The 24,232-nt window shown below is 68.7% G+C and carries 21 protein-coding genes; 15 read left to right on the top strand and 6 right to left on the bottom strand.

From position 1 onward, the window contains the following. The first annotated feature begins 121 nt into the window (after positions 1-121). From N0B51_RS07155 to N0B51_RS07110, 10 genes are read left to right on the top strand one after another with little or no spacing between them, the layout of a single operon-like run. A complete protein-coding gene (locus tag N0B51_RS07155; protein WP_259961627.1) occupies positions 122-766 on the top strand; it encodes an XrtA/PEP-CTERM system exopolysaccharide export protein in 645 nt (214 codons plus the stop codon). Between the two features lie 16 nt (positions 767-782). Further along, positions 783-2,285 (top strand): XrtA system polysaccharide chain length determinant, encoded by a 1,503-nt coding sequence (locus tag N0B51_RS07150; RefSeq protein ID WP_259961626.1) that lies wholly within the window; start codon positions 783-785, stop codon positions 2,283-2,285. Between the two features lie 13 nt (positions 2,286-2,298). Further along, complete coding sequence (locus N0B51_RS07145) at positions 2,299-3,330, top strand: P-loop NTPase family protein (protein ID WP_259961625.1); 1,032 nt, start codon at positions 2,299-2,301, stop codon at positions 3,328-3,330. A 4-nt stretch (positions 3,331-3,334) separates the two neighbouring features. Continuing rightward, complete coding sequence (locus N0B51_RS07140; RefSeq protein WP_259961624.1) at positions 3,335-4,960, top strand: preprotein translocase subunit YajC; 1,626 nt, start codon at positions 3,335-3,337, stop codon at positions 4,958-4,960. A 31-nt stretch (positions 4,961-4,991) separates the two neighbouring features. After that, positions 4,992-6,134 carry an XrtA/PEP-CTERM system-associated ATPase gene (locus N0B51_RS07135; RefSeq protein ID WP_259961623.1) on the top strand — a complete coding sequence of 381 codons (1,143 nt, stop codon included), beginning with the start codon at positions 4,992-4,994 and terminating at the stop codon, positions 6,132-6,134. A 16-nt stretch (positions 6,135-6,150) separates the two neighbouring features. Further along, the gene (locus tag N0B51_RS07130) at positions 6,151-7,038 is read left to right on the top strand and encodes an XrtA system polysaccharide deacetylase (RefSeq protein WP_259961622.1); all 888 of its coding nucleotides are present in this window, start codon (positions 6,151-6,153) and stop codon (positions 7,036-7,038) included. Continuing rightward, positions 7,035-8,093 carry a FemAB family XrtA/PEP-CTERM system-associated protein gene (locus N0B51_RS07125; protein WP_259961621.1) on the top strand — a complete coding sequence of 353 codons (1,059 nt, stop codon included), beginning with the start codon at positions 7,035-7,037 and terminating at the stop codon, positions 8,091-8,093. The genes N0B51_RS07130 and N0B51_RS07125 overlap by 4 nt, the downstream gene beginning before the upstream one ends. Further along, complete coding sequence (locus N0B51_RS07120) at positions 8,093-9,316, top strand: TIGR03087 family PEP-CTERM/XrtA system glycosyltransferase (protein ID WP_259961620.1); 1,224 nt, start codon at positions 8,093-8,095, stop codon at positions 9,314-9,316. The genes N0B51_RS07125 and N0B51_RS07120 overlap by 1 nt, the downstream gene beginning before the upstream one ends. Then, positions 9,306-10,298: an exosortase A gene (xrtA, locus tag N0B51_RS07115; protein WP_259961619.1), complete on the top strand. Its 993-nt coding sequence runs from the start codon at positions 9,306-9,308 to the stop codon at positions 10,296-10,298. The genes N0B51_RS07120 and xrtA overlap by 11 nt, the downstream gene beginning before the upstream one ends. An 11-nt stretch (positions 10,299-10,309) precedes the next feature. After that, complete coding sequence (locus N0B51_RS07110; protein ID WP_259961618.1) at positions 10,310-12,205, top strand: XrtA/PEP-CTERM system amidotransferase; 1,896 nt, start codon at positions 10,310-10,312, stop codon at positions 12,203-12,205. Positions 12,206-12,214: 9 nt separating this feature from the next. On the opposite strand, the gene N0B51_RS07105 is transcribed toward N0B51_RS07110, so the two are convergent. The 4 genes from N0B51_RS07105 to N0B51_RS07090 form a co-directional block, all read right to left on the bottom strand. Next, on the bottom strand, positions 12,215-12,913 hold the full coding sequence (locus N0B51_RS07105) for a pirin family protein (protein WP_259961617.1): 699 nt from the start codon (positions 12,911-12,913) through the stop codon (positions 12,215-12,217). A gap of 68 nt (positions 12,914-12,981) precedes the next feature. Next, complete coding sequence (zapE, locus tag N0B51_RS07100; RefSeq protein ID WP_259961616.1) at positions 12,982-14,097, bottom strand: cell division protein ZapE; 1,116 nt, start codon at positions 14,095-14,097, stop codon at positions 12,982-12,984. Then, complete coding sequence (locus tag N0B51_RS07095) at positions 14,094-14,573, bottom strand: PaaI family thioesterase (protein ID WP_259961615.1); 480 nt, start codon at positions 14,571-14,573, stop codon at positions 14,094-14,096. Before N0B51_RS07095 ends, zapE begins: the two co-directional genes overlap by 4 nt. A gap of 17 nt (positions 14,574-14,590) precedes the next feature. Further along, a complete protein-coding gene (locus tag N0B51_RS07090; protein WP_259961614.1) occupies positions 14,591-15,373 on the bottom strand; it encodes a succinate dehydrogenase iron-sulfur subunit in 783 nt (260 codons plus the stop codon). A gap of 145 nt (positions 15,374-15,518) precedes the next feature. Here N0B51_RS07090 and N0B51_RS07085 point away from each other — a divergent pair, with 145 nt between their 5' ends. The 3 genes from N0B51_RS07085 to N0B51_RS07075 all read left to right on the top strand — a co-directional run bounded on the left by N0B51_RS07085 (position 15,519) and on the right by N0B51_RS07075 (position 18,614). Then, positions 15,519-17,084 (top strand): oligosaccharide flippase family protein, encoded by a 1,566-nt coding sequence (locus tag N0B51_RS07085; RefSeq protein WP_259961613.1) that lies wholly within the window; start codon positions 15,519-15,521, stop codon positions 17,082-17,084. Between the two features lie 85 nt (positions 17,085-17,169). Continuing rightward, positions 17,170-17,901 (top strand): methyltransferase family protein, encoded by a 732-nt coding sequence (locus tag N0B51_RS07080; protein WP_259961612.1) that lies wholly within the window; start codon positions 17,170-17,172, stop codon positions 17,899-17,901. A 5-nt stretch (positions 17,902-17,906) separates the two neighbouring features. Next, positions 17,907-18,614, top strand: a complete 708-nt coding sequence (locus tag N0B51_RS07075) for a nucleoside/nucleotide kinase family protein (protein ID WP_259961611.1) — start codon at positions 17,907-17,909, stop codon at positions 18,612-18,614. Here the strand turns inward: N0B51_RS07075 and N0B51_RS07070 are convergent. Beyond that, positions 18,554-19,381 (bottom strand): nucleotidyltransferase family protein, encoded by an 828-nt coding sequence (locus N0B51_RS07070; protein ID WP_259961610.1) that lies wholly within the window; start codon positions 19,379-19,381, stop codon positions 18,554-18,556. The two genes, N0B51_RS07075 and N0B51_RS07070, sit on opposite strands and share 61 nt — an antisense overlap. 80 nt (positions 19,382-19,461) lie before the next feature. Here N0B51_RS07070 and N0B51_RS07065 point away from each other — a divergent pair, with 80 nt between their 5' ends. Further along, positions 19,462-20,097, top strand: coding sequence for a class I SAM-dependent methyltransferase (locus tag N0B51_RS07065; RefSeq protein WP_259961609.1), 636 nt, complete (start codon positions 19,462-19,464; stop codon positions 20,095-20,097). 98 nt (positions 20,098-20,195) lie between these two features. On the opposite strand, the gene N0B51_RS07060 is transcribed toward N0B51_RS07065, so the two are convergent. After that, the gene (locus tag N0B51_RS07060) at positions 20,196-22,895 is read right to left on the bottom strand and encodes an Rne/Rng family ribonuclease (protein ID WP_259961608.1); all 2,700 of its coding nucleotides are present in this window, start codon (positions 22,893-22,895) and stop codon (positions 20,196-20,198) included. A gap of 453 nt (positions 22,896-23,348) precedes the next feature. Here N0B51_RS07060 and N0B51_RS07055 point away from each other — a divergent pair, with 453 nt between their 5' ends. Continuing rightward, a complete protein-coding gene (locus N0B51_RS07055; protein ID WP_259961607.1) occupies positions 23,349-24,221 on the top strand; it encodes an N-acetylmuramoyl-L-alanine amidase family protein in 873 nt (290 codons plus the stop codon). The last annotated feature ends 11 nt before the right edge of the window (positions 24,222-24,232 follow it).

The following is a 24,232-nucleotide window of genomic DNA, read 5'->3' as shown; positions in this document are numbered from 1 at the left end:
CCTAACGGTATGTTCACCAATTTCGGCGACACAGGCCGCCGGTACCTGCGCTCGTGCGGTGCACCGGGTCGCTCCCGGACGATGCACCGCGGCTGCGCGACACGAATTCGAGGATGCATCGATGCTGGAATCCATTTCCCCACGCCTTCTTGCCGGCACCATGCTTGCCGCGCTCGCGCTCGGCGGGTGCGCGACAGGCGGCGGCAACCAGTTGCCGCCCGCATCGTTCGTCGCGATGCAGGAAGGGCCGGGCGAGGATTACGTGATCGGGCCGCTCGACGAACTGACCGTCAGCGTCTGGCGCAATCCGGAACTCAGCGCGGAGAAGATCCAGGTTCGCCCCGACGGTCGCATCACCACGCCGCTGGTCAGCGACATGCCCGCCGTGGGCAAGACCCCCGCGATGCTGTCGGAAGACATCCGCCTCCAGCTGTCGCAGTACATCGAGGATCCGATCGTCAGCGTGATCGTGACCAATTTCGCGGGCACCTTCAGCCAGCAGGTGCGCATCGTCGGCGCGACCGAGAAGCCCGCGAGCATTCCCTACCGCGCAAACATGACCGTTCTCGACGCGATGATCGCTGTCGGCGGGCTCAGTGAATTCGCCGCGGGCAACAAGGCCAAGCTGATCCGCTTCGACAAGCAGGCGGGCCGCCAGAAGGAATACGGCCTGCGCCTCGGCGACCTGCTCAAGCGCGGCGCGAGCGAGGCAAACGTCATGCTTCAGCCGGGCGACGTGATCATCATCCCCGAAAGCATGTTCTGAAGAGGCCTGACCGCACATGAACGAGGTCTTCGAGGAACTGCGCGCGGCCGCGCACTCTGCCTGGTACCGGCGCTGGCTGGTGCTCGGCGTGGCGTGGGGCGTCTGCCTGCTCGGGTGGATCGCGGTGGCGATGATCCCTAACGCCTACGAATCGAAAGCCCGCATCTACGTCCAGCTCGACGACGTGTTGTCCGACCAGCTCAAGATCGCCAACGGCGGCGCGGACGAGATCCAGCGGGTCAAGAAGACGCTCGCGGGCGCGGTCAACCTGGAAAAGGTGATCCGCGGGACCGACCTGGGACGCAACATCGCCAGCCAGCGCGAGATGGACAAGGCGGTCGCCTCGCTGGCCGAGGACGTGAAGGTCGAGAGCGTCGAGGACAACCTGTTCACGATCACCGCGACGGTAGGCCAGCGCAAGTTCTCCGATGCGGAAAACGCCAAGCTCGCGCAGAGCGTGGTCCAGAAGCTGATCGATATATTCCGCGAGGAGAACATCGCCGGCAACCGCGGCGAAGTGGCCGACACGGTGGTGTTCCTCGACCAGCAGCTCGAGGAGCGGAAGGTCGAGCTCGAAGCGGCTGAGGCCAAGCTCTCGCAGTTCGAGGCCGAGCACCCCGAGCTCGTCGGCGGATCGACCGCGATCGCCGGCCGGCTGTCGGGGACCCGGCAGGAACTGCGCGGGGTTGAGGCCGACCTCGCCGCCGCGCAGAGCGCGCTCGCCGCGATCAGCGGCCAGCTCGCCGGTACCCCGCGTACGCTCGCCGGTCCGGGTGACGGCAGCGCCCTGAGCCAGGCGCAGGGCCAGCTGGCGGCGATGCAGGCGCGCGGCCTTACCGACAGCCATCCCGACGTCGTCGCGCTGAAGCGCCAGATTGCGCTGCTGCAGAAGAACGGCGGGGCGAACGTCGCGGCCGGCGCGCCGAACCCCGCCTACAGCTCGCTCGTCTCGATCAAGGCGGAGCGCGAGGCCAACGTGCAGGCGCTGCTCGCCCGCAAGGCGGCGCTCCAGTCGGAGATCAGCGGCGCGATGGCCGACCAGGCCAGCGAGCCGGCGGTATCCGCCGAGGCGAACCGGATCAGCCGCGATTACGACGTGCTCAAGAAGAAATACGACGAGCTCCTGCAGGACCGCGAGGAGATGCGTCTGCGCGGACAGGTCGAAAGCGAGCGGTCGAGCTTCAAGTTCGACGTCGTCGACCCGCCCACCACGCCGCGCCAGCCGGCTTCGCCGAACCGCCCGCTGCTGCTGTTCGGCGTGCTGCTCGCCGGCATTGCCGCGGGGATCGGCACCGCGTTTGGACTGACCCAGGTCAGGTCGACCTTCGCCACCGCGGCGGCGCTCGAACGCGCGCTCGACTTGCCGGTGCTCGGGACGATTTCGGAAACGCTGTCGGACGGTGCCAGGGCGCTGCGGGCGAAGCGGATGAAGATGTTCTACGCCGGCAGCGGGGCGCTCGCCGGACTGTTCGTGGTGCTGCTGGGGATCGAGTTCGTCCAGCGCGGCATGGTCGCGTGAGGGGACGAGCGAGATGACCGAACAGACCAAGATCCCGCTTCCCGGCAAGCCTGACGACGAAGCATCCGGCGCCGGTTCCGGCTCGCTGCTCGAACGCGCCAGCGGGATTTTCGGGTTGACGCCCTTTCGCCCGGCAAAAATGCCGGCACGGCTCGAAGAACCGGCGATGAAGCGCGCAAGGGCGGTCAAGCCCGAAGCGCCGGTCGCCACCGAACCGCAGACCGGCCCGGTCGAGCCCGAGGCCGGGCACGATGCGCCGTTGCCCGTCGTATCGCCGGCGCGGGCGCCTTCGCCTGTGATCGACCAGCCGGTCCGTTTCGGCGGGCCGCGTCACGCAATCGACCGCGCGAAGCTGGCCGACAGCGGGATGATCGTGCCCGAAGACGGGGCGACCGCGCTGCTGGAGGAGTTCCGCATCGTCAAGCGGCAGGTTATTGCCGCCGCAAAGGCCGCAGCCGATCCGTCCGCGCGCCGCGTGCTCGTCTCTTCGCCGCACCCCGGCGAGGGCAAGACATTCTGCGCGGTGAACCTGGCGATCGCGATGGCGGGCGAGCGTGACGGGGAAGTCCTGCTCGTGGATGCCGATTTCGCCAAGCCGTCGGTGCTCTCGACGCTCGGCCTGCCCAAGGGGCGCGGGCTGATGGACGCGCTGGCCGATCCGTCGCTGGCGGTCGAGGACCTCGTCCTTGCCACCGACATTCCCGGCCTGTTCGTGCTGGCTGCCGGAGAACAGAGCAACGCCGACAGCGAGTTCCTCGCCAGCGCGCGCACCGCCCAGGTGCTCGACCGCCTGACGCGCGGCGCGCCGAACCGGATGGTCGTGTTCGACAGCCCGCCGGCGCTGGCTGCCTCGCCGGCCGCCGAACTCGCCAAGCACGTGGGGCAGGCGCTGCTCGTGTGCCGGGCCGACCGGACCGGGCGGAGCGCGCTCGAAGATGCCGTGCAGCTGCTCGGCGCCTGTCCCGACATCAAGCTCCTGCTCAACGCGGCGCACTTCAGCCCCAGCGGCCGAAGGTTCGGGACGTACTATGGGTACGGGGGATAAACCCATGAAACGCATATCCATTCTGCTCGCGAGCGCCGTGGCTATTGCCGCGATGCCTGCTCACGCGAAAGCACCCCGCGAAGGCGGAGACCGCCAGAGCGCGCGCGTCGATCCGTACATCGAGGCGAACCAGGTGTTCGCCGCCGAACTTTCTCCGGGCGACGACACCGTTACTTATTCGCAGGTAGCCGTCGGGGTCGATGCGAGCGTACAGGGCCGCAACAACGGCGTGGCCGCCTCGGTCCGCTACGAACGCACGTTCGGGTATGGCGACCGGGTGTCCGACAGCGCGACCTTGAGCGGCATTGCGCGGGGGTACGCCGCGGTCGTTCCCCAGGCCCTCACGGTCGAGGCCGGCGCACTCGCTACCCGCACGCGGGTCGATGCCAGCGGCGGCGGCAGCGCGGTTTCGGCCTACCGCGGCCCTTCGGAAAGCCGGATCTATTCGGCCTATGCCGGGCCGACGCTGCACACCAGCGCGGGCGAGGCCGAAATCAACGCAAACTACCGGGTCGGCTATGCCCGCGCTGAAGCCCCCGATGCGATCGTCGCGGCGCCGGGCGCGCCGCGGATCGACGTGTTCGACGAAAGCGTGGTGCAGAGCGCCAATGTCCACGCCGGTCTGCGTCCCGGCGCGCCGCTGCCGGTCGGCATCGGGGTCGGTGCCGGTTTCTACCAGGAAGACACCACCAACCTCGACAGCCGGGTACGGGACCTGCACTGGCGGAGCGATGTGACCGTGCCGCTCGGCCCGAGCCTCGCGGTGGTCGGGGGGCTCGGCTACGAGGACGTCGAGATATCGAACCGCGACGCGGTGCGCGACGGGGCCGGCAACCCGGTCATCGGCGCCGACGGCCGCTTCGTTACCGACACGTCATCCCCGCGCCGCCTTGCCTACGACGTCTCGGGACTGATCTGGGATGTCGGCGTCGTCTGGCGCCCCTCGAGCCGCACCGCGGCCGAGGCACACGTCGGCCGGCGCTACGATTCCACGACCTATTACGGCAGCTTTGCCTGGGCGCCCGACAGCCGGACGTCGGTGAACCTGTCGGTCTACGACGGGATCACCGGCTTCGGCGGCCAGCTGACCAATGCGCTGGCCGCGCTGCCAACCGATTTCGCCGCGATCCGCAACCCGGTCACCGGCGATCTGCAGGGATGTGTCAGCAGCCTCGAGGGAGGCAACTGCCTCACCGGCGTGCTCGGCTCGGTGCGCTCCGCCGTGTTCCGCGGGCGGGGCGTGCAGGCGAGCGTCTCGCAGCGGCTGGGCCGCATGACCGGCGGGATTGGCGCGGGATACGATCGGCGCAAGTTCATCGGCGCGCCCGGCACCGTGCTGGCCGCCGCCAACGGGGTGGTGGACGAAAGCTACTGGATCGCCAGCTATCTCACAGGCCAGCTCGGTCCGCGCGACAGCTTCACCGTCAATTCGCGCGTCCAGTGGCTCAGGAGCGGGTTCGCGGGCGCCGGCGACGCGACCGTGCTGGGCGCGGCTGCGGCCTACCGCCGGTACCTGGTCGAAGGGCTTTCGGCCAACGCCGCGGTCAGCGTCGACCGCTTCGACAGCGATGCCGCCGGACAGGACCTCGCCACCGCGGCCGCGCTGCTCGGCCTGCGTTACGATTTCTGACGACGACCGGAACGGAAAACGAGAGAAGACGATGTTCGACGATTTCTACGGTCTTACGGCCCGGCCATTCCAGCTGACGCCCGATCCGAACTTCTATTTCGAGAGCAACACGCATCGCAAGGCGTTGAGCTACCTCGGCTACGGCCTTGCGCAGGGCGAGGGGTTCATCGTCATTACCGGCGAAGTGGGGGCGGGCAAGTCGACCCTCGTGGCGCACCTGATGCGCAAGATCGATCCGAGCCAGCTGACCGTCGGGCAGATCGTCACCAGCAACCTCGACGGCGAGGAAATGGTGCTCTCGGCGGCGCAGGCCTTCGGGATCGAACTGGGCGGCAGCGACAAGGCGGCAGCGCTCGCCGCGATCGAGGGCTTCCTGCAGGACGAGGCGCGCGCCGGCCGCCGCTGCCTGCTGGTGGTCGACGAATCGCAGAACCTCAGCGTCGAGGCGCTCGAGGAATTGCGGATGCTGTCGAACTTCCAGCTTGGCGCGCACCCGCTGCTTCAGACGCTGCTGCTCGGCCAGCCCGAATTCAAGCAGGTGCTCGCCGAGCACGACCAGCTCGAACAGCTGCGCCAGCGGGTCATCGCCGCGCACCACCTGGAGGCGATGGACCGCGAGGAAATCGAACCCTACGTCACCCACCGCCTCAAGTGCGTCGGCTGGACCGGCAACCCGGCCATCGACCAGCGCGTGTTCGCCGACCTCCACGAAGCGACCGGCGGCATTCCGCGCAGGGTCAACCAGATGATGAGCCGGCTTCTGCTGCTCGGGGCCGTCGAGCAGCGCACGCGGCTCGACGCGGCGATGCTGTCCTCGATCCGCAAGGAGATGCAGGACGAGAGCACCTTCCCGATGGCTGCGCCCAAGCCGCTGCCGAAGATCGAGGCGGCACCCGCGCCAGGGCCGGTCAAGCACGCATTCGCTCCGCCTCCCGCGCCGCGGAAGAAGGTCGAGGCGCTGCTCGCCGAGCGCGACGAACGCATCGCGGAGTTGCAGAAGGCGATTGCCGACCTCGCCAAGTCGCGGCCGGCCGCCAGCGTCGGGGATGAGGACTGGAAGCGGCGCCTTGCCGCGCTCGAGGCCCGCGTCGCCGAGCAGGACGAGGCGGTACGTCAGGTCCTTACCCTGCTGATCGACTGGTTCGAGGGCGAAACGCCGCGCGCCGCGGCCTGACGGGAGAGCTGCCGACATGGCGGTGCTGACCGTCCCTTCACGCAAGATCGTCAACGGCCTCTCGGTCGACGTCGAGGACTGGTTCCAGGTCGGCGCGTTCGAGAACGTGATCGCGCGCGACAGCTGGGAGCGGTTGCCGCTCAGGGTCGCCGACAACGTGCTGCGCGTGCTCGACCTGTTCGCCGAGGCCGATGCCAGGGCGACCTTCTTCACTCTCGGCTGGGTTGCCCAGAGAAATCCCGAGCTGATGCGGCGGATCGCCGATGCGGGTCACGAGATCGCCAGCCATGGCTGGGATCACGCGCGCGTCCACACGCTGGATCGCAAGAGCTTCGGCGAAGACATCGCCCGGGCGCGCAAGGTGCTCGAAGACGTGACCGGCACGCAGGTCACCGGCTACCGCGCGCCGAGCTTTTCGATCGACCAGCGCACGCCGTGGGTGTACATGGAACTGGCCGAGCAGGGTTATGCCTACAGCTCGTCGGTCGCCCCGGTCGCGCACGACCACTACGGTTGGCGCGAGGCCCCGCGCTTCGCGTTTCAGCCGCTTGCCTGGAGCCCGCTGATCGAGCTTCCGGTGACGACCGCGATGCTCGGCGGAAAGCGCGTCGCGGCGGGCGGGGGCGGGTTCTTCCGCGTTTTGCCCTATGCCTTCAGCCGCTGGGCGATCCGCCAGGTCAACCGCACCGAACGCCGCCCCGCGGTGTTCTATTTCCACCCGTGGGAAGTCGATCCCGAACAGCCCCGTGTGCCCGGTGCGCCGATGCGGTCGAAGCTGCGGCACTATACCAACCTCGACAAGATGGCCGGCAAGCTGCGCGCGCTGGTTCACGAATTCGAGTGGGGCCGGATGGACATGGTCGCCCACAGGGAGGCGAGCCGCGCGACGAGCCTGGCGGCATGAACGCGCCATTCGCCCATGCGGCCGAAAAGGTGGCACTCGCCGATCTCGGTGATCCGGGCGAGGTATCCCGCATCGAACGGTTCGTGAGGGAGATGGGCGGTACGCCGTTCCATCGGCCCGCCTGGCTGCACGCGGTCGAGCGGGGGACGGGTCAGCGGGCGATGGGCCTCATCGCCTTGGACAACGGCGTCCCCACTGGCTGGCTGCCGCTGACCGAGGTGCATTCCCCGCTGTTTCCCCGCGCGCTGGTGTCGAGCGGGTTCGCGGTCGGCGGGGGACCGCTGGCATTGCGGCCCGCAACCGCCCGTCGTCTTTGTTCGGCGGCGAGCGAGCTGGCCCTGCGGCGCTCGTGCGCTTCGGTCGAATTGCGCGGCGGCACGGCACCGGCGGGCTGGACGGTGCGACGCGACAGCCACGCGGGATTTTCAGGCCCCCTCGCCGGCGACGACGAGGCACAGCTGCTTGCCATCCCGCGCAAGCAACGCGCCGAAGTGCGCAAAGGTCTGGCGACGGACTTCACGGTCGAGATCGGGACGTCGGAAGGCGACCGGGCCGCGCACTACGCGGTCTATGCCGAAAGCGTGCGCAACCTCGGCACTCCGGTATTTCCGCGCAGCCTGTTCGATGCCGTGCTCGACGCGCTGGAGAGCGACGTCCTGACGCTGCGCCTGGGCGGCGCTCCGGTCGCCAGCGTGCTGAGTCTCTATCACGCCGGCGCGGTCATGCCGTACTGGGGCGGCGGCACCTTCGCTGCGCGCGCTTCCCGAGCCAACGAGCGGATGTATTTCGAGCTGATGCGTCACGCCCGCGGGCGCGGTTGCGTCACCTTCGACTTCGGCCGCTCGAAGACCGGCAGCGGTGCGTTTGCCTACAAGAAGAACTGGGGGTTCGAACCGCGGCCGCTTGCCTATGCCACATGGTCGGCGGCAGACAGCGAGGCGCGCGACGTCGACCCGACGAGCGATGCCTATTCGGCGAAGATCGCGCTGTGGAAGCGGTTGCCGCTCGGTCTGGCCAATCGCCTCGGTCCGCCGATCGCGCGGGGCCTCGCGTGATGGGAGAGACTCTGTTCATCGCGCACCGGATCCCGTTTCCGCCCGATCGCGGCGACAAGATTCGCTCGCACCATCTGCTGAGGGCACTGGCCGCGCTTGGCCCCGTCCACGTCGCGACGCTGGGCGAGAGCGCCGGCGATTTCGCCGCCGAGCCCTTGCTGGCCGAAGTCGCGACGACGCACTGCCTCGCGCGGCGGCCGCTGAACCTGCCGCTGGCGGGCGTGCGCGCGATGCTGGTCGGCAAGCCGGTGAGCCTGACGGCGTTCGACAGCCCGGACCTGCGGCGCTGGATCGCCCGAACGATCGCCGAGCGCCCTATCGACACGATCTTCGTCTTCTCGGGCCAGATGGGGCAATATGTCCCCGACGACTTCGCGGGGCGGGTGATCGTCGACCTGTGCGACGTCGATTCCGCCAAGTTCGAAGCCTACGCCCGCGAGCGCGGCGGCGCGCGCGGGTGGATCGATGCGCGCGAAGGGCGGCTCCTGGCGGCCGAGGAAGCGCGGCTCGCGGCCCGGGCGGGTGCGACGCTGCTGGTCAGCGAGAATGAAGCCGACCTGCTGCGCGCGCGCGTGGGTCTGCCGGAAGCCAGAATCAGCGCGGTCGGCAACGGGATCGACACCGCATACTTCGACCCCGACGCTGCGCGGCCGCATCCCGCGCTTGCGTCCGAAGCGGGCCCTCATCTCGTCTTCACCGGGCAGATGGATTACCCGCCCAACATCGCCGCGGCGGTCCGCGCGGCGCGTTTGATGATGCCGCTGGTACGCGACCGCCATCCGCAAGCGCGCTTCCACGTCGTCGGCCGGGCGCCGACCGCGGACGTGCGCGCGCTCGAGGGCGTTAACGGCACCCGGGTGTGGGGCGAAGTGCCTGACGTGCGCCCGTTTCTCGCCGCCGCCGACGCCGCGCTCGTGCCGCTCGCGATCGCGCGCGGCGTGCAGAACAAGGTTCTCGAGGCAATGGCGATGGCACGGCCCGTCGTCCTGACGGGCGAGGCCGCCACCGGAATCGGCGGCGTCGAGGGCAGGCACTACGCGATTGCGGGAGATGATCGGGGACTCGCCCGAGCGGTTCTTGCGCTGCTGGCCGACGGCGAGGGTGCGCGCGCCATGGGGTCCGCCGCTCGCCGTTTCGTCGTCGAAGAGAAAAGCTGGGAAGCCGCTCTCGCACCGCTCGCCGGATTGCTTGCCACGGCCGGGGCGGCGCGCGATGCAGCCTGAGCTGGCCGCTTCCCCCGCGCGCGCTCCGGCTTCGGCTTGGGGTGATGCGCTGACCCGGCTCGCAGCGGCCTGGGGGGTGCTGTTCGGGCTGACCTTTCCCGAATGGCGCGAGATGGCGCACCAGTGGTGGGATATCGATACCTACAATCACGTCCTGCTGGTGCCGCCGATCCTCGCCTGGCTGGTGTGGCTGCGGCGCGAGGAGCTGGCGAAGATCGTCCCGCGCACCTGGGTGCCGGGTCTTGTATGGTTGGCCGTGGGCCTGTGCGTATGCCTCGCCGGGCGCGGCGCGGAAGTGAACCTGGTCGCGCAGGGCGGGGTCATCATGGCGTTTCAGGGCACGGTGGTCGCGTTGCTTGGGCTGCGTGCGGCGCTGATCCTCGCCTTCCCGCTGCTGTTCGCCGGCTCCCTCGTCCCGTTCGGCGACGAGATCATCCCCCCGCTCCAGCACGTGACTGCGCAACTGGCCGTGGCGGTCACGCACCTGTCGGGGGTGCCTGCGGTGATCGACGGGCTGACGATCGACACGCCTGGCGGCCGGTTCCTCGTCGCCGAGGAATGTTCGGGGGTGAAGTTCCTCGTCGCGATGGTTGCGCTGACGACCCTTGCCGCGTGGACCGGCTTTCGCCGCTGGCGACCGCGCATCGTGTTGGTCGCGTGCGCGGCAGTCGTCTCGATTGTCGCCAACGGCTTGCGGGCCTGGGGGACGATCTACGTCGCGCAATGGGTCGGGGCCGAGCGGGCCGGAGGCTTCGATCACATTGTCTACGGCTGGGTCTTCTTCGCCCTTGTCATCGCCGCGGTCATGGGTGCCGCGTGGCGGCACTTCGATCGCGACCCGGCCGATGCGGGTATGTCCGCTGACGAAGTGGCCGCGCATCCGCTGGTGCGCCTCGAACGCTTCGCCGCCGCGCCGCATGTCGCGTTCGCTGCCTTCGCGGTGCTCGCAATCGGCTTTGCCGCGCTCGGCCTCGTGGTCTAGGCACACCGCCGATGTGCGGGATTGCGGGGATATTCCATTGCGGCACGCCCAAGCCGGTCGATCCGGCGCGGGTCCGGGCGATGACCGACGCGCTCGCGCACCGCGGGCCGGATGGCGAGGGCGTGTGGGCCGCTCCGGGGGTCGCTCTCGGGCACAGGCGGCTGTCGATCATCGATCTTGCCGGCTCGCCGCAGCCGATGGCCAGCGCCGATGGCGGTGCGATGATCGTGTTCAACGGCGAGATATATAATTTCAGGGAGTTGCGGCGCGAACTTGAGAGTTCTGGCGCGCGGTTTCGCACCGACGGCGATACCGAGACGATACTCGCCGCGTGGCAGAAATGGGGTCCTGACTGCCTGTCCCGCCTGCACGGAATGTTCGCCTTCGCGCTCTACGATCTTGGCAGGCGCGCGCTGTTCCTCGCGCGCGACCGGCTCGGGGTGAAGCCGCTCTACACGGCGCTGCTGAGCGACGGGAGCCTCGCCTTCGCGTCCGAACTGAAGGGCCTGCTCGCGCACCCGCTGCTGCGGCGCGAGGTCGATCCCCTGGCGGTCGAGGATTACCTCGCCTGGGGTTACGTGCCCGACCACCGGTCGATGCTGAAGGGCGTCGGCAAGCTAGCCGCCGGGCACTACCAGCTTCTGAAGCACGACGCGCCCCCGGCCGCGCCGGTGCGCTGGTGGGACGTGAGCTTTGCCGAGCGCCGCCGCGAGAGTGCCGCCGACCTTGAGGCAGAGCTCCTGTTCCGGCTGCGCGAGGCGGTGACGAGCCGGATGGTGGCCGACGTGCCGCTCGGCGCGTTCCTGTCGGGCGGGGTCGACAGTTCGTCCGTCGTCGCGCTGATGGCCGAAAGCGCGCGGGATCCCGTGCGCACCTGCTCGATCGGGTTCGACACGGCCGCGCTCGACGAGACGAGTTACGCGCGCGAGGTCGCCGAACGCTTCGACACCGACCACCGCGAGCGGATTGTTGCCAGCAACGACTTCGCCGAGATCGGGCGGCTGGCGGCGATGTTCGACGAGCCGTTCGCCGATGCCTCGGCGCTGCCGACCTGGCGCGTGTCCCAACTCGCGCGCGAGACGGTGACCGTCGCGCTGTCGGGCGACGGCGCCGACGAGGCTTTCGCCGGATACCGCCGACAGCGGTTCCACGCGGTGGAGGAACGCGCGCGGTCGCTCGTTCCCCAGAGCGTCCGCAGGCGGGTCCTCGGACCGCTGGGGTCGCTATGGCCGAAGGCCGACTGGGCGCCGCGCCCGTTGCGGGCGAAGACGACCCTGATGTCGCTCTCCCAAAGCGGCGAGGAAGGTTATGCGCGCGCGCTGGCGATAAGCCCGCCCGAACTGCGTGCCGGGCTCTACAGCGAAGCGATGCGGCGCGAGCTGGGCGAATATCGCGCGGAGCAGCCGCTGGTCGACCTCATGCGCTCGGCGCCCGCGCGCTCGGGGCTCGACCGCGCGCAGTATGCCGACCTCGCGTTCTGGCTGCCCGGCGACATCCTGACGAAGGTCGACCGGACCAGCATGGCGGTCAGCCTCGAGGCGCGCGAGCCGCTGCTCGACCACCGCCTCGTGGAATTCGCCGCCGCGCTCCCGGATCGGATGCGAATCCGGGGAGGGCAGGGCAAGTGGCTGCTCAAGCACGCGATGGAACGGTACCTGCCGCACGGCGTGCTCTATCGGCCCAAGCAGGGCTTCGTGACGCCGATCGCCCAGTGGTTGCGCGGCCCGCTCGCGAGCGAGGCGCGCGGGATCGGGTGCGGCGCCACGCTTGCGCGCACCGGCTGGTTCGACGGCGAGCGGATCGCCGCGCTTGCCGAAGCGCACATTTCCGGGCGCTCCGACCATTCAAGGCTGCTCTGGCAGTTGCTCATGCTCGACCGCTCGCTGGCGGCGCTCAAGATCGCCTAGCGCCGCAGATCAGCGCGAATCGACGAGGACGAGTTCGGCATCCTCGATCGCTTCGACTTCGATCGCCTCCTCGCCGGTAATCGCCACCCCGTCGCGCGCGGCCGCTTCCCGGCCGTTCACCCGGTATCGGCCATCGACCGCGACGAGGTACTGATGACGCGCGGGATCGGCCTCGAAGCGCAGGCTTTCCCCCGCCATGAGCGTGGCCGCCATCACCCTGGCATCGGCGCGTATGGGAAGCGCGTCGTCGGCCTCGGGCGTGCCGCTCGCCAGCACGGTCCATTCGCCCGACCGGTCGGCGCGCGGGAACGCGCGCGTGCCCCAGCTCGGGCGCTCGCCCGCGCGGTCGGGGATGATCCACAGCTGGAACAGCGTCGTGGCTTCGTCCTCGAGGTTGTACTCGGCGTGGGTGATACCGGTGCCGGCGCTCATGACCTGGACATCGCCGGCCTCGGTGCGTCCGCGGTTGCCGAGCGAATCCTGGTGGCTGATCGCACCCGAATGAACGAAGGTGACGATCTCCATGTCGCGATGGGGGTGGGGCGGAAACCCGCTGCGCGCCGCGATATGGTCGTCGTTCCACACGCGCAGGTGACCCCAGCCCATCCGGTCGGGGTCATGGTAGTCGGCGAAGCTGAAATGGAAGCGGGTGTCGAGCCACCCGTGGTTGCGATGCGCGAGACTTTCGCGCGTGCGGATATCGATCATGAAACGTGCCTGCCTCGGCGGGGTGTTGCCGCCGGAATGTACGAGATGTGGGGCATTCGGGCTGGGGTTCAACCCTCTACGCCGTGACCGTGCGCCATGTAGTCTGCGCTCTGCATCTCTTCGAGCCGGCTGACCGTGCGGGCGAACTCGAACGCGCCGTCGCCCCGGGTGTAGAGCGCATCCGGCCGGGCCGCAGCGGTCACGAACAGCTTCACGTTGTTCTCGTAGAGTGCATCGATCAGCTTGGTGAAGCGGATCGCCTCGTTGCGGTTGTCTGGACCCATCTTGGGAACGCCGACCAGGATCACCGTGTGGTAGGCGCGCGCAATGGCGAGGTAATCCGCCGCGCCGCGGTTCTCGCCGCACAGCCGCTTGAAGCTGAAGACGGCGACGCCCTTGAGGCTCTTGGGCACGTGGAGGGTCCGCCCGCCGCCGAGGGCGAGCTCCCCGCTCGGCACGTTGGCGGCGTCTTCGGGCGCGTAGTCGGTCAGGCGGAAGAACGCTTCGCGCACCTGCGCGGTGGCATCGGCGCCGATCGGGCTGTGCCAGGTCGCGATACCCGCCAGCCGGTCGAGCCGGTAATCGACCGGCCCGTCGAGCGGAACGACGTCGAGCCGGTCCTCGACCAGCGCGATGAAGGGCAGGAACAGCGAGCGGTTGAGGCCGTCCTTGTAGAGGTCGCGGGGCGGCCGGTTGCTGGTGGTGACGACGGTCACCCGTTCGTCGACGATCAGCGCAGTGAACAGGCGGGCCATGATCGCCGCGTCGGCGGTATTGTTGACGACCATCTCGTCGAACGCGAGGCAGCGCACGTCGCGCGCGATCCGCGCGGCCACCGGGGCGATCGGGTCGCCTGCCTCGCGCGCGCGCTCCTCGCGGATCATGGCGTCGACCTCGAGCATGAAGGCGTGGAAGTGGACCCGGCGCTTCTCGGGGATCGCCAGCGTATCGACGAACAGGTCCATCAGCATCGACTTGCCGCGGCCCACGCCGCCCCACATGTAGACCCCGCGGGGGGACGCATCCTTGCGGGCGAACCACTGCGAGAACAGCCCGCCGGGCTTCTCGGCCTCGAGCTCCCTTTCGAGCTGCGCGAGTCGCTGGGCGGCACGGCGCTGGTCGGGGTCCGGCCTGAGTTCCCCCGCCGCGATGAGCCGTTCGTATCGGGCGAACAAGCCGCTCACGGCTGGGTTTTGGGGGCCTGGCGCGGCTTCATCTTGCGCACGATGCCCGAGAACGAGGCGACCGCGTCGTCCTCCTGCACGACCTCTCCGCGCACGAATACCAGGCTGCCCGTCTCGCGGACGATCTGGCACACCGCGTCGAGCGGCCGGCGCGGGTCGCCAGCACCGACGAACTGGGTGGAGAGCTCGATCGTCACCGACGGCCCTGCGTTACCCGTCCCGATCGTGTGCATCGTGGTGAAAAGCGAAATGTCGATGAGCGACAGGGTGACCGCCCCGTGAATCATGCCCTGCAGGTTCTCGTGCCGCCGCTCGGGAAACATCCGCAAGCGGCTGCGTCCGTCGTCGTCGATCCGGGTGACGAGCTTGCCCATCACCGCCCCGTTGAACAGCGTCTGGTCCTTCAGGTTCCAGTTCCGCCAACCCGGGTTCTCCGGATCGGGACCGTGCTCGAATACCTCGTCGCGCAGTGCCATCAAATGTGCGCCACGCGTCAGATGTGCCGTTCGGCTTCCATCTTCTTGATCTCGGCGATCGCCTTGGCCGGGCTCAGACCCTTGGGGCACACGTTCGCGCAGTTCATGATCGTGTGGCAGCGATAGAGGCGGAAAGGGTCCTCGAGCGCGTCGAGCCGCTCGCCGGTCATCTCGTCGCGGCTGTCGGCGAGCCAGCGGTAGGCCTGGAGCAGGATCGCCGGACCCAGGAACTTGTCCGAGTTCCACCAGTAGCTCGGGCACGCGGTCGAGCAGCAAGCGCACAGGATGCACTCGTAGAGGCCGTCAAGCTTCTCGCGCTGCTCGGGGGTCTGGAGCCGCTCCTTGCCGCTCGGGGTGGGGCTCACGGTCTGCAACCAGGGGCGGATGCTGGCGTACTGCGCATAGAAGTGGCTGAAGTCGGGCACGAGATCCTTGATCACGTCCATCGCGGGAAGCGGGGTGATCCGTACTTCGCCCTTAAGGTCCTCGATCGCGGTGGTGCAGGCAAGGCCGTTCTTGCCGTCCATGTTCATCGCGCAGCTGCCGCAGATGCCCTCGCGGCACGACCGGCGGAAGGTCAGCGTGGGATCGATCTCGTTCTTGATCTTGATCAGCGCGTCGAGGACCATCGGCCCGCAATCGTCGAGATCGATCTCGAACGTGTCGTAGCGCGGGTTCTCGCCGCTGTCGGGGTCGAAGCGGTATATCTTGAACTTGCGAACGCGGCCCGCACCGTCCGCGGTGTGATGGCGGCCCTTGCCGGTGATCTTCGAGTTCTTCGGAAGGGTGAAAGTGGCCATGGCGCTCGAGGTCCCGAAACGGATACGTGCACCCCATCTAGCGCCTCGCGGGGCGAGGGCAAGGGCCCACGCCCGCCGGCAACCGCCGCTGGCCCTCCGGCGGCGCTTCCCTTGCCATGGATTTGCCACTAGGGGCGCGCTGCGAATGAGCCAGAGCGCCAGCCCTTCCGAAACCGTCGCCGAGACTGTCGACAGCCGCCGCGTCGCGCGTGGGCTGGGCTCGACGATACTCGCGCGGATGGGAGCGGTGGTCGAGATCGTCGCGCAGCCGCTCTACGTCCTCATGTTCGGGCTCGCCGGTTACGGGATGTACGCCGTGATGTGGGCGACGGTGAACCTCATCGAGAACGTCTTCGACCTCGGCATGACGTCGGCCATGCAGCGCACCGTGCCCAAGTCGGCGACCGATGCGGAAGCCGCCGAGGCGCTGCGCACCGCGCTGCTGTTCGGGGTGGGGCCCTGCGTCGTCGTCGCGGCGCTGATATGGCTCTACGCGCCGGTCCTGGCTCCCATGCTGAATGTGGCGGTCGAGGACGAGCACCTGCTCGTTCCCGCCGTGCGCACTTTCGTATGGACGTTGCCGCTCTGGGCCTTCGTCGAGATCGCGACCTCGGCCCTGCGTGCGCGGATGGTCTTCGGGGCCGAAATCCGGCTGCGGATCGTCTGGGAGCAGATCATCCGGCTCGGCCTCGCCAGCCTGTTTTTCCTGGCGGGGTACGGGCTTTTCGGGCTGTTCGTCGCGCATATCCTGTCGCTGATCGTCACGGCCGCCCTCTGCATCCGGCTGCTGCGCCGGTACTACCGGCTGGACCTGCTGTTCCGGGGCGAGTGGTGGGGGGAGTGTGCGCGGCACACGTTCTGGGCCGGGCTTTCGATCCTCCCGTCGAACATCGTCGCGCGCATTTTCAGCGATTCGCCCGCGCTCATCCTGAACCAGTTGCTGCCCGGAGCGGCCGGCGCGCGCGCATCGGGCCTGTTCACCATCGCCCGCAAGCTGTCGAGCGTCGTCCAGCTCGTGCGCATCGCCTTCGTCTATGTCATGGCGCCGCTCACTGCGAGCGCGGAGCGAACCGACCGTGCACAGGTGAACGCGATCTACAGCTATGCCGTGCGGGTGATCGTGGCGATCGCATTCCCGCTTGCCGCGGTCATCGCCGGCGGGCGTTACTCGATCCTCAGCCTGTTCGGGAAACAGGCAGACGTCGCTCAGGCGGCGGTCGTGATCCTGGTGTTCGGGCGGGCGTTCGAGGCGACGCTCGGCATCTCGCTCCCGGTGCTCCAGGTCATCGCCCATTACAAGCACCAGATCACCGCGAGCCTATTCGGGGTCGTCGTGGCGGTGCTCGTCGGGCGCGAGGTGATCGGGCCGCTCGACCCGCTCACCGGCATCACCCTCGCGATGGCAGTCGGTTTCGTGGTGATGGCGACCATCCCCCTGGTGCAGCTTCTCTTTACAGAGCGCCTGCATCCGTTCGACCGCCGGTTTCCCTTCGTCGCCGCGAAGGTGCTGGCGGTGGCGGTGCTCGGCGGGGTCGTCGCCGAGATCGCGACCGCACTGCCGGACGAGATCGCCATCCCGACGATCGTTGTCATCGCGCTGGCTTCGATCTGGACGTCGCTCCGCATCGCCCTGCCGCTCGATGACCGCGCATCGCTCGGCAAGATGTCTCGCCATCTCCGGCTCGTGCCCCCCGGAACCCCGGTCCATTGACGCGGTGCCCGCCCGCCCGCTAAGGGCGCGCGGATTCACGCCCGCCGCCCGCTTGCCGGGCGCTCCATGCGAGACCTGATTTCCCATGTACCAGCACGAACTCGCCGGCAGCGGCAAGCGCCTGTTCTTCATTCGCGGCACCTACATCTACATCGTGATCGCGATCGCGACGCTGATCGCCTTCGTGACCCGCGACATGGGGCCGTTTGCAAGCGATGCGGGCGACCGCGCGTGGTTCTGGATTTCGCTGGCCGTCGCCAGCGCCGGCGCGCTGATCCGGGTGTTCACCAGCGGCTGGGCCGCGCTCGGCACCTCGGGCCGCGCCAAGGTCGCCGCCGAGGCGAGCGAGCTCAACACGACCGGCCCCTACAGCCTCGTGCGCAACCCGCTCTACGTCGGTCGCATCGTCAACTTCACGGGCCTCGCGATGCTGTCGGGCAGCTGGGTGTTCGGCGCGCTCGTGTTCCTGATCGCGGTTCTCGTCTACGAACGGATCTCGACCTACGAGGAGGAGTTCCTGCGCGAGAAGTTCGGCGCTCCCCACGCCGAATGGGCGAAGGACGTTCCCTCGCTGCTTCCGCGGCTGCACGGCTGGGTCAGCCCGAAATACCCCTTCTGGTGGAAGCGCATGATCTGGCGCGAACAGAACAAGCTTTTCCTGCTGGCGACCGGCGTGTTCCTCACCTGGTGGGCGCGTACCGGTTTCGACCTCGAAGCACTGACCGGCCCGTGGGTCCTGGCCTACGGCGCGCTGGTGGTGATCCGGTTCATCATCGGCGGGCTCAAGATGATCGGGTTCTTCAAGGAACTGAGCTGAGCTTCATGGCGGGCAGACTGCCCTTGGAAGAGACGCTCGCCCCGCTGATCGCGGTGGTCGGCAGCGACGGATCGGGCAAGTCGACGCTCGCCGCCGACATCCTGGAGCACGTTGCCAGGGACCGCCCTGCCGAGATGGGCTATCTCGGACTGGGATCGGGCGAACAGGGCAGGGCCATCGGGCGCTGGCCGCTCGTCGGTGCTCCGCTCCAGCGTTTTCTGGAAGGCATCGCCGATCGGCTGCGCGACCCCGAGGACACGATCCCCGGCATCCTCGCCGCGCGCTACGCGATGCGCCGCTCGCGCAAGCGGCGGGCGCGGTTCGATGCGCTGCTCGAGAAGCGGCGAAATGGCGTGACCATCGTCACCGACCGCTATCCGCAGCTCGAGGTGCCGGGCCTTCACGACGGCCCGATCATGGCCGCCCGAGCGCCCAATCCGTCGATCGCGGAAATGCAGCAGCGCGAGCGGGCGCTCTATGCCGGGATGGCGATATGGGTGCCCACGCTCGTGATCCGGCTCAATGTCGACGTCGACACCGTGATGGCGCGCAAGCCCGACCACGTGCGTGCACTGATCGAACGCAAGGTCGAGACCGTTCCTTTGTTGAAGTTCAACGGCGCGCGGATCGTCGATCTCGACGCGACGATGCCCTATGACGAAGAACTGTCGCTCGCGCTGGCGGCGGTCGACGAGGCGCTCGCCTCGGCCTGACGACGCGCGAGGATCGCCTCGATCACCGGGATGTCGGCCGGCTTGTCGGCGTCGATGCAGGCTTCGGCCGCATCGAGCGCGACCACTTTTCCTGACAGGCCGAAACGCGCCGCCACCCGGTCGGCAAAATCGTGGATCGAGATCAGCCGCAATGCCGCGCCCAGCAGAAGACCGGGTCCGAATGCGCCGATCAGCTTGCGGCCTTTCTTGCGATCCTGTTCGAGCGCGCGCCAGAATTCGACCAGGGGCACGACCTGCGAACCGCCCAGGCGGAACAGGTTTGCGCCCGACCATGCCCCGCCGCGAAACTTGAGCCAGGTGCGTTGAGTCGAGTGCCCAGCGCTTTCCGCCAGACGCCGCTCGACGAGGCCCACCGCAACGTCAGCGCGCGCGCCATCGGCAAGAAACTGCTCGAGGATGCCAGGCGTGAGGAGGACATTGTCGGCGGTGGTGACGAACAGTGCGCCGTCGGTGCGTTCAAGCGCCTGAGCCACTGCATCGGCGATCGATCCGGCCGAATCGTGCCACCGAACACCATCAGCCACCGCGGCGATCGCCGCGTTCGCCGCGAGCGGGGCGGTATCCTGCGCCACCACAGTCACGGTGCCGATCGCTGGCGATGCATCGAGCGCACCGAGGACGTGCGCCAGCATCGGCTTGCCCCCGACGGGTAGCAGGGCCTTGCTCGGCAGGGCGGTACCCGCAAGCAGCGGATCGGGGCCCGGGCGCGATCCGGCAAGCACGAGGGTGGCGATGGGCGACGTCACGGTGCGCGCGTTTGCCCGATTGCCTGCGTCCGCGCCAGCGTTACGATGCGGCGGCGGTCGCACGTGATCACGGAGGCCCGATGGGGCTGCGCAGCTGGTACGACAGTTACGTGATGCCGCGGCTCGTCACGCTGGCCTGCGGGCAGGAGCCGATTGCGCGGTTGCGGGCCGAGGTCGTCCCGCTTGCCGAAGGAAGCGTGCTGGAGGTTGGCTGTGGAGGCGGCCTGAACCAGCGTTTCTACGATGCCGGCCGCGTGACCGCATTCGCCGGGTTCGACCCCAGCGAGCCATTGCTCGAAGGCGCCCGCCGATCGGCGCGCGAGAGAGGGTGGTCGGCCGACATACGCCAGGGCGTCGCCGAAGACATCCCGTTTCCGGCTTCGAGTTTCGACACGGTCGTGTGCACTTTCACGATGTGTTCGGTTGCCGACCAGGCGCAGGCGATCGCCGAGATGCGGCGGGTTCTCAAACCGGGGGGGAAGCTGCTCTTTCTCGAACACGGCCGCGCACCGGATGCCGCGGTGGCGCGTTGGCAAGGGCGGGTCGAACCGCTGTGGACGGCGATCGCGGGCGGGTGCCACCTGACGCGCCAGGTCGGCGCCGCCCTGCGCGCGGGCGGGCTGGCGGTCGAACCGCTCGGCAGGGGCTACCTGCCCAGGACGCCCAGGATCCTGGGCTGGATGGAATGGGGGCTAGCGCGCAAGTCCGCGCTCTGACCAGCCTGAATTGACCGGCAGATAGCGACGGCCGCCGCCGACCACCCCTGCTTCGGGTGGGCCGGCGGCGGGTTTTTCACGCCTGGGTCCAGCTGAGCCTACTCGCCGAAGGTGCGCTGCCACCACCCGCCGCGCTTGGCGGGCTTGGCCTCGTCATCGGCGGCATCGTTCGCGGCAAGCGGCTCGGCAGCGGGATCCGTCACCGGCTCGGCGCTCGCCTCGTCTTCGGTCCTGGCCTTCTTGGCGCGGCTGCGCTTCGGCTTGGCTGGCTTATCCCCTTCGGGGGCTTCGACGGCGACCGCGGCATCGTCCCCGGCCGGCGTGTCCGCATCGACATCGGCCTTCTTCTTGCGGGTGCGCTTGGGCTTGGCAGGGGCCTCGGCGACGGCCGGTTCGGCCTCGGAGGACCCGGCGTCAGCGGGTGCCGGGGTTTCCGCCTTTTTCTTGCGGGTGCGCTTCGGCTTGGCCGGCGCCTCGTCCGCGGCCGCTTCTGCGGTCTGCGGCGTATCTTCGGGACCCGCAACGACGGAGATGCTCTCGTCGACCGGCTCGCCGACGGTTTCCTCGAGCTCATTGGCCTCGCTTTGCGTCACCGTACCTTCGCCGTCGCCCTTGCCGCGGCCGCGCCGGCGACGTCCGCCCCGGCGGCGGCGCTTCTTCGGCCGGTTCTCGTCGTCTTCGTCGGTCGGTGCGCCGTCGCGATCGTCGCCCGTGCCGCTCCCGTCATCGCCCGCTTCCGTGTCGGACGCGCCTTCGCCATCGTCGCGATCCCGGCGATTGCGACCACCGCGCCGGCGGCGCCGCTTGCGCCCGCCGCGATCGTCATCGTTGTCGCGCCGGCCGCGTGCGGCGCGGGGCTCGTCCTCGGTCTCGTCATCGTCTTCTTCGAGATCGTCCTCGATCGGTTCGTCATCGGCATCGTCGACGATCGGTTCGAACTTGGGCGCGCTCGTCGGGCGCGGGCCGCTGCTCGCGACCCGCATCTTCGCGCCTTCGTCCTCGCCCTCGGGCAGGACTTCGACACGAACCCCGTAGCGATCCTCGATCTCGGCGAGGTCGGCGCGCTTGGAATTGAGCAGGTACACCGCAGCTTCGGTCGACGCATAGAGGGTGATGACCGTGCCCTTGCCCTTGGCGGCCTCGTCCTCGATCAGGCGCAGCGCCGAAAGGCCGGCGGAAGACGCGGTGCGCACGAGCCCGGTGCCGTCGCAGTGCGGGCATTCGCGAGTGGTCGCCTCGAGCACGCCGGTGCGCAGGCGCTGGCGGCTCATCTCCATCAGGCCGAAGCCCGAGATGCGGCCGACCTGGATGCGCGCCCGGTCGTTCTTGAGCGCCTCCTTCATCGCCTTCTCGACCTTACGGATGTTGGAGTTGTACTCCATGTCGATGAAGTCGATCACGACGAGGCCGGCCATGTCGCGCAGGCGCAGCTGCCGGGCGATCTCACGCGCCGCCTCGAGGTTGGTGGCAAGCGCGGTCTGCTCGATCCCGTGTTCCTTGGTCGAGCGGCCCGAGTTGATGTCGATCGACACCAGCGCCTCGGTCGGGTTGATCACGAGGTAGCCGCCGCTCTTGAGCTGGACCATGGGGTCGTACATCGCACGCAGCTGGTCCTCAGCGCCGTAGCGCTGGAAGAGGGGGACAGGGTCGGAATAGGCCTTCACCCGGCGCGCATGGCTCGGCATGAGGAGCTTCATGAACTCCTTGGCCGACTTGTAGCCGGCCTCGCCCTCGACGACGACTTCCTCGATCTCCTTGTTGTAGATGTCGCGGATCGCGCGCTTGATGAGGTCGCTGTCCGAGTGGATCAGCGCGGGCGCGGTCGATTTCAGCGTATTCTCGCGGATCTCGTCCCACAGGCGGGCGAGGTAGTCGAAGTCGCGCTTGATCTCCGGCTTGGTCCGGGAAAGGCCTGCGGTGCGCACGATCAGGCCCATCGACTTGGGCAGCGACAGGTCGCTGACGATGGACTTCAGGCGCTTGCGGTCGGCGGCCGAGCTGATCTTGCGGCTGATGCCGCCGCCATGGCTCGAATTCGGCATGAGCACGCAGTAGCGGCCCGCGAGGCTGAGGTAGGTCGTCAGCGCTGCGCCCTTGTTGCCGCGCTCCTCCTTGACGACCTGCACCAGCAGCACCTGGCGGCGCTGGATGACGTCCTGGATCTTGTAGCGGCGGCGCAGCGCCATGCGCTTGGCGCGCACTTCGTCGACTTCCTTGGCCCGGCTGCGGGCAGCGCCCTTGCCCTGGCGGCGGCCCCGGCCGCGGCCGCGCGGCTGCTCGTCCTCGTCCTCGTCGGATTCGGCCTCGTCGGACTGGTCCTCGCCGTTCTCGACCTGACCGTCCTCGATCGTGGCGACGTCGTCCTTCTCGCTGGTGTCGATTTCCTCGACCCCGTCCTCGGCGATCTCCTCGACGAAGGATTCGCCGGTTTCGTCCTCGGCGTCGTATTCGTCGCCGGGGGCGTGGCCTTCCTCTTCCTCCTCGGCACGAAGCTTGGCTTCTTCCTCGGCGGCCTCGGCCTCCTCGGCGAGCAGCCGCTCCCGGTCTTCCTTGGGGATCTGGTAGTAGTCGGGGTGGATCTCGCTGAAGGCGAGGAAGCCGTGGCGATTGCCGCCGAAGTCGACGAACGCCGCCTGAAGCGACGGTTCGACCCGCGTCACTTTCGCCAGATAGATGTTGCCCTTGATCTGCTTGTGTTCGGCAGATTCGAAATCGAATTCCTCGATCCGGTTACCTTGCAGTACCGCAACCCGGGTTTCTTCCGGGTGGCGCGCGTCGATGAGCATGCGCGTTGCCATGAATTATTCTCCGTGCGCACGCCGTTCCGGGCCGGCCTGGGCCGGCAGGGTAAAGGCGCGCGCGAACTGTTGGTGATGCGCCGGCGGAAGAGTGAGATCCGTCGGCAAATGCGGACCGGCCTGCGCGCTGGAAGGCGGCAGGCCGGGGTGATGTGTCTGCAAGGATGCGCGTGCGCTGCGAATGCGCGGCCCGGCCCGCCACGGCCCGTCGACCGCCTTCGGGCGGCAACGGTATCTGCGGGGAGGGGAGGCTCATCGCTTGCATCAACCTGGTATTCGGCGGGAAAGAATATCCCGCAAAAAAGAAGGCCGGGCCGGACGGCCGGTGGCTGCGCAAGGGGCGCGGCCGGGCGGCTTAAGTCCGGATTATCCGGTTGTTTGGACGCTAGCACCGTGGGTTTCGCCTAGCAACCATATTGCGCTTGCGCGACATGTCCCTAACCATTCGCGTCGATGTCGCTGCGCACGCAACTGTGGCTGGTGTTCCTCGCGCCGATGATCCTCATCGGAGGCCTGTTCGCGTTCGGGTTGACACTGCCGGTGCCGGTGCTCGGCCGCAACTACGTGCTGCGCTTCGAACTGCCGGCGACCGGGGAGCAGGCCGACCTGCCGCGCATCTACGGCCCCCAGGACAAATCGCGCCCGCTGGTCGTCATCGACGCGGGCCATGGCGGACACGATCCCGGCGCGAGCGCAGGCGGAATGCGCGAAAAGGATCTCGTGCTGGGCCTTGCGGACGCGCTGCGCGACGAGCTGGTTCGCAAGGGCGGTATCCGCGTTGCGCTGACGCGGGAAGATGACCGCTTCCTCGTCCTGGGAGAGCGGTTCGCGATGGCCCGGGCGCTGGGCGCGGACCTGTTCCTGTCGATCCACGCCGATTCATCGGGCGACGTGGACGGCGTGACCGGGGCGAGCATCTATACCCTGTCGGACGCAGCGTCGAGCGAGGCGGCGGCCCGCTTTGCTGCGCGCGAGAACAGCGCGGACACCGTGAACGGCGTCACGCTCGGCGACAAGACCGACAACGTCAGCACGATTCTCGTCGAGCTGGCGCAGCGCCGAACGCAGGCCGACAGCGCCGAATTCGCCCGCCTTATCGCCCGCGAGGGGCAGGGCACCCTTCGCTTTCACCCGCAGCCACGTCGCTCGGCATCGCTTGCGGTGCTGCGCGCGCCGGACGTGCCGAGCGTGCTTTACGAGGCGGGGTTCATCACTGACCCGGGCGAAGCCGCGCGAATGGCCTCTCCGGAGGGTAGGGAACAGTTCGCACAGGTGCTCGGGCGGGCAATCCGCATCTACTTCGCGCGGGTCTCCGCCACCGGCTGAGCAAGCCACTG

It is taken from the genome of Tsuneonella litorea (assembly GCF_025154015.1).
Classification (GTDB): Bacteria; Pseudomonadota; Alphaproteobacteria; order Sphingomonadales; family Sphingomonadaceae; genus Tsuneonella; species Tsuneonella litorea.
This window is presented reverse-complemented; position numbering and strand designations above follow the sequence as displayed.

Bases quoted from the DNA above. Each gene is read 5' to 3' on its own strand.
- N0B51_RS07155 (WP_259961627.1), top strand. From the start codon at position 122: ATGCTGGAATCCATTTCCCCACGCCTTCTTGCCGGCACCATGCTTGCC.
- N0B51_RS07150 (WP_259961626.1), top strand. From the start codon at position 783: ATGAACGAGGTCTTCGAGGAACTGCGCGCGGCCGCGCACTCTGCCTGG.
- N0B51_RS07145 (WP_259961625.1), top strand. From the start codon at position 2,299: ATGACCGAACAGACCAAGATCCCGCTTCCCGGCAAGCCTGACGACGAA.
- N0B51_RS07140 (WP_259961624.1), top strand. From the start codon at position 3,335: ATGAAACGCATATCCATTCTGCTCGCGAGCGCCGTGGCTATTGCCGCG.
- N0B51_RS07135 (WP_259961623.1), top strand. From the start codon at position 4,992: ATGTTCGACGATTTCTACGGTCTTACGGCCCGGCCATTCCAGCTGACG.
- N0B51_RS07130 (WP_259961622.1), top strand. From the start codon at position 6,151: ATGGCGGTGCTGACCGTCCCTTCACGCAAGATCGTCAACGGCCTCTCG.
- N0B51_RS07125 (WP_259961621.1), top strand. From the start codon at position 7,035: ATGAACGCGCCATTCGCCCATGCGGCCGAAAAGGTGGCACTCGCCGAT.
- N0B51_RS07120 (WP_259961620.1), top strand. From the start codon at position 8,093: ATGGGAGAGACTCTGTTCATCGCGCACCGGATCCCGTTTCCGCCCGAT.
- xrtA (WP_259961619.1), top strand. From the start codon at position 9,306: ATGCAGCCTGAGCTGGCCGCTTCCCCCGCGCGCGCTCCGGCTTCGGCT.
- N0B51_RS07110 (WP_259961618.1), top strand. From the start codon at position 10,310: ATGTGCGGGATTGCGGGGATATTCCATTGCGGCACGCCCAAGCCGGTC.
- N0B51_RS07105 (WP_259961617.1), bottom strand. From the start codon at position 12,913: ATGATCGATATCCGCACGCGCGAAAGTCTCGCGCATCGCAACCACGGG.
- N0B51_RS07095 (WP_259961615.1), bottom strand. From the start codon at position 14,573: ATGGCACTGCGCGACGAGGTATTCGAGCACGGTCCCGATCCGGAGAAC.
- N0B51_RS07090 (WP_259961614.1), bottom strand. From the start codon at position 15,373: ATGGCCACTTTCACCCTTCCGAAGAACTCGAAGATCACCGGCAAGGGC.
- N0B51_RS07085 (WP_259961613.1), top strand. From the start codon at position 15,519: ATGAGCCAGAGCGCCAGCCCTTCCGAAACCGTCGCCGAGACTGTCGAC.
- N0B51_RS07080 (WP_259961612.1), top strand. From the start codon at position 17,170: ATGTACCAGCACGAACTCGCCGGCAGCGGCAAGCGCCTGTTCTTCATT.
- N0B51_RS07075 (WP_259961611.1), top strand. From the start codon at position 17,907: ATGGCGGGCAGACTGCCCTTGGAAGAGACGCTCGCCCCGCTGATCGCG.
- N0B51_RS07065 (WP_259961609.1), top strand. From the start codon at position 19,462: ATGGGGCTGCGCAGCTGGTACGACAGTTACGTGATGCCGCGGCTCGTC.
- N0B51_RS07060 (WP_259961608.1), bottom strand. From the start codon at position 22,895: ATGGCAACGCGCATGCTCATCGACGCGCGCCACCCGGAAGAAACCCGG.
- N0B51_RS07055 (WP_259961607.1), top strand. From the start codon at position 23,349: ATGTCGCTGCGCACGCAACTGTGGCTGGTGTTCCTCGCGCCGATGATC.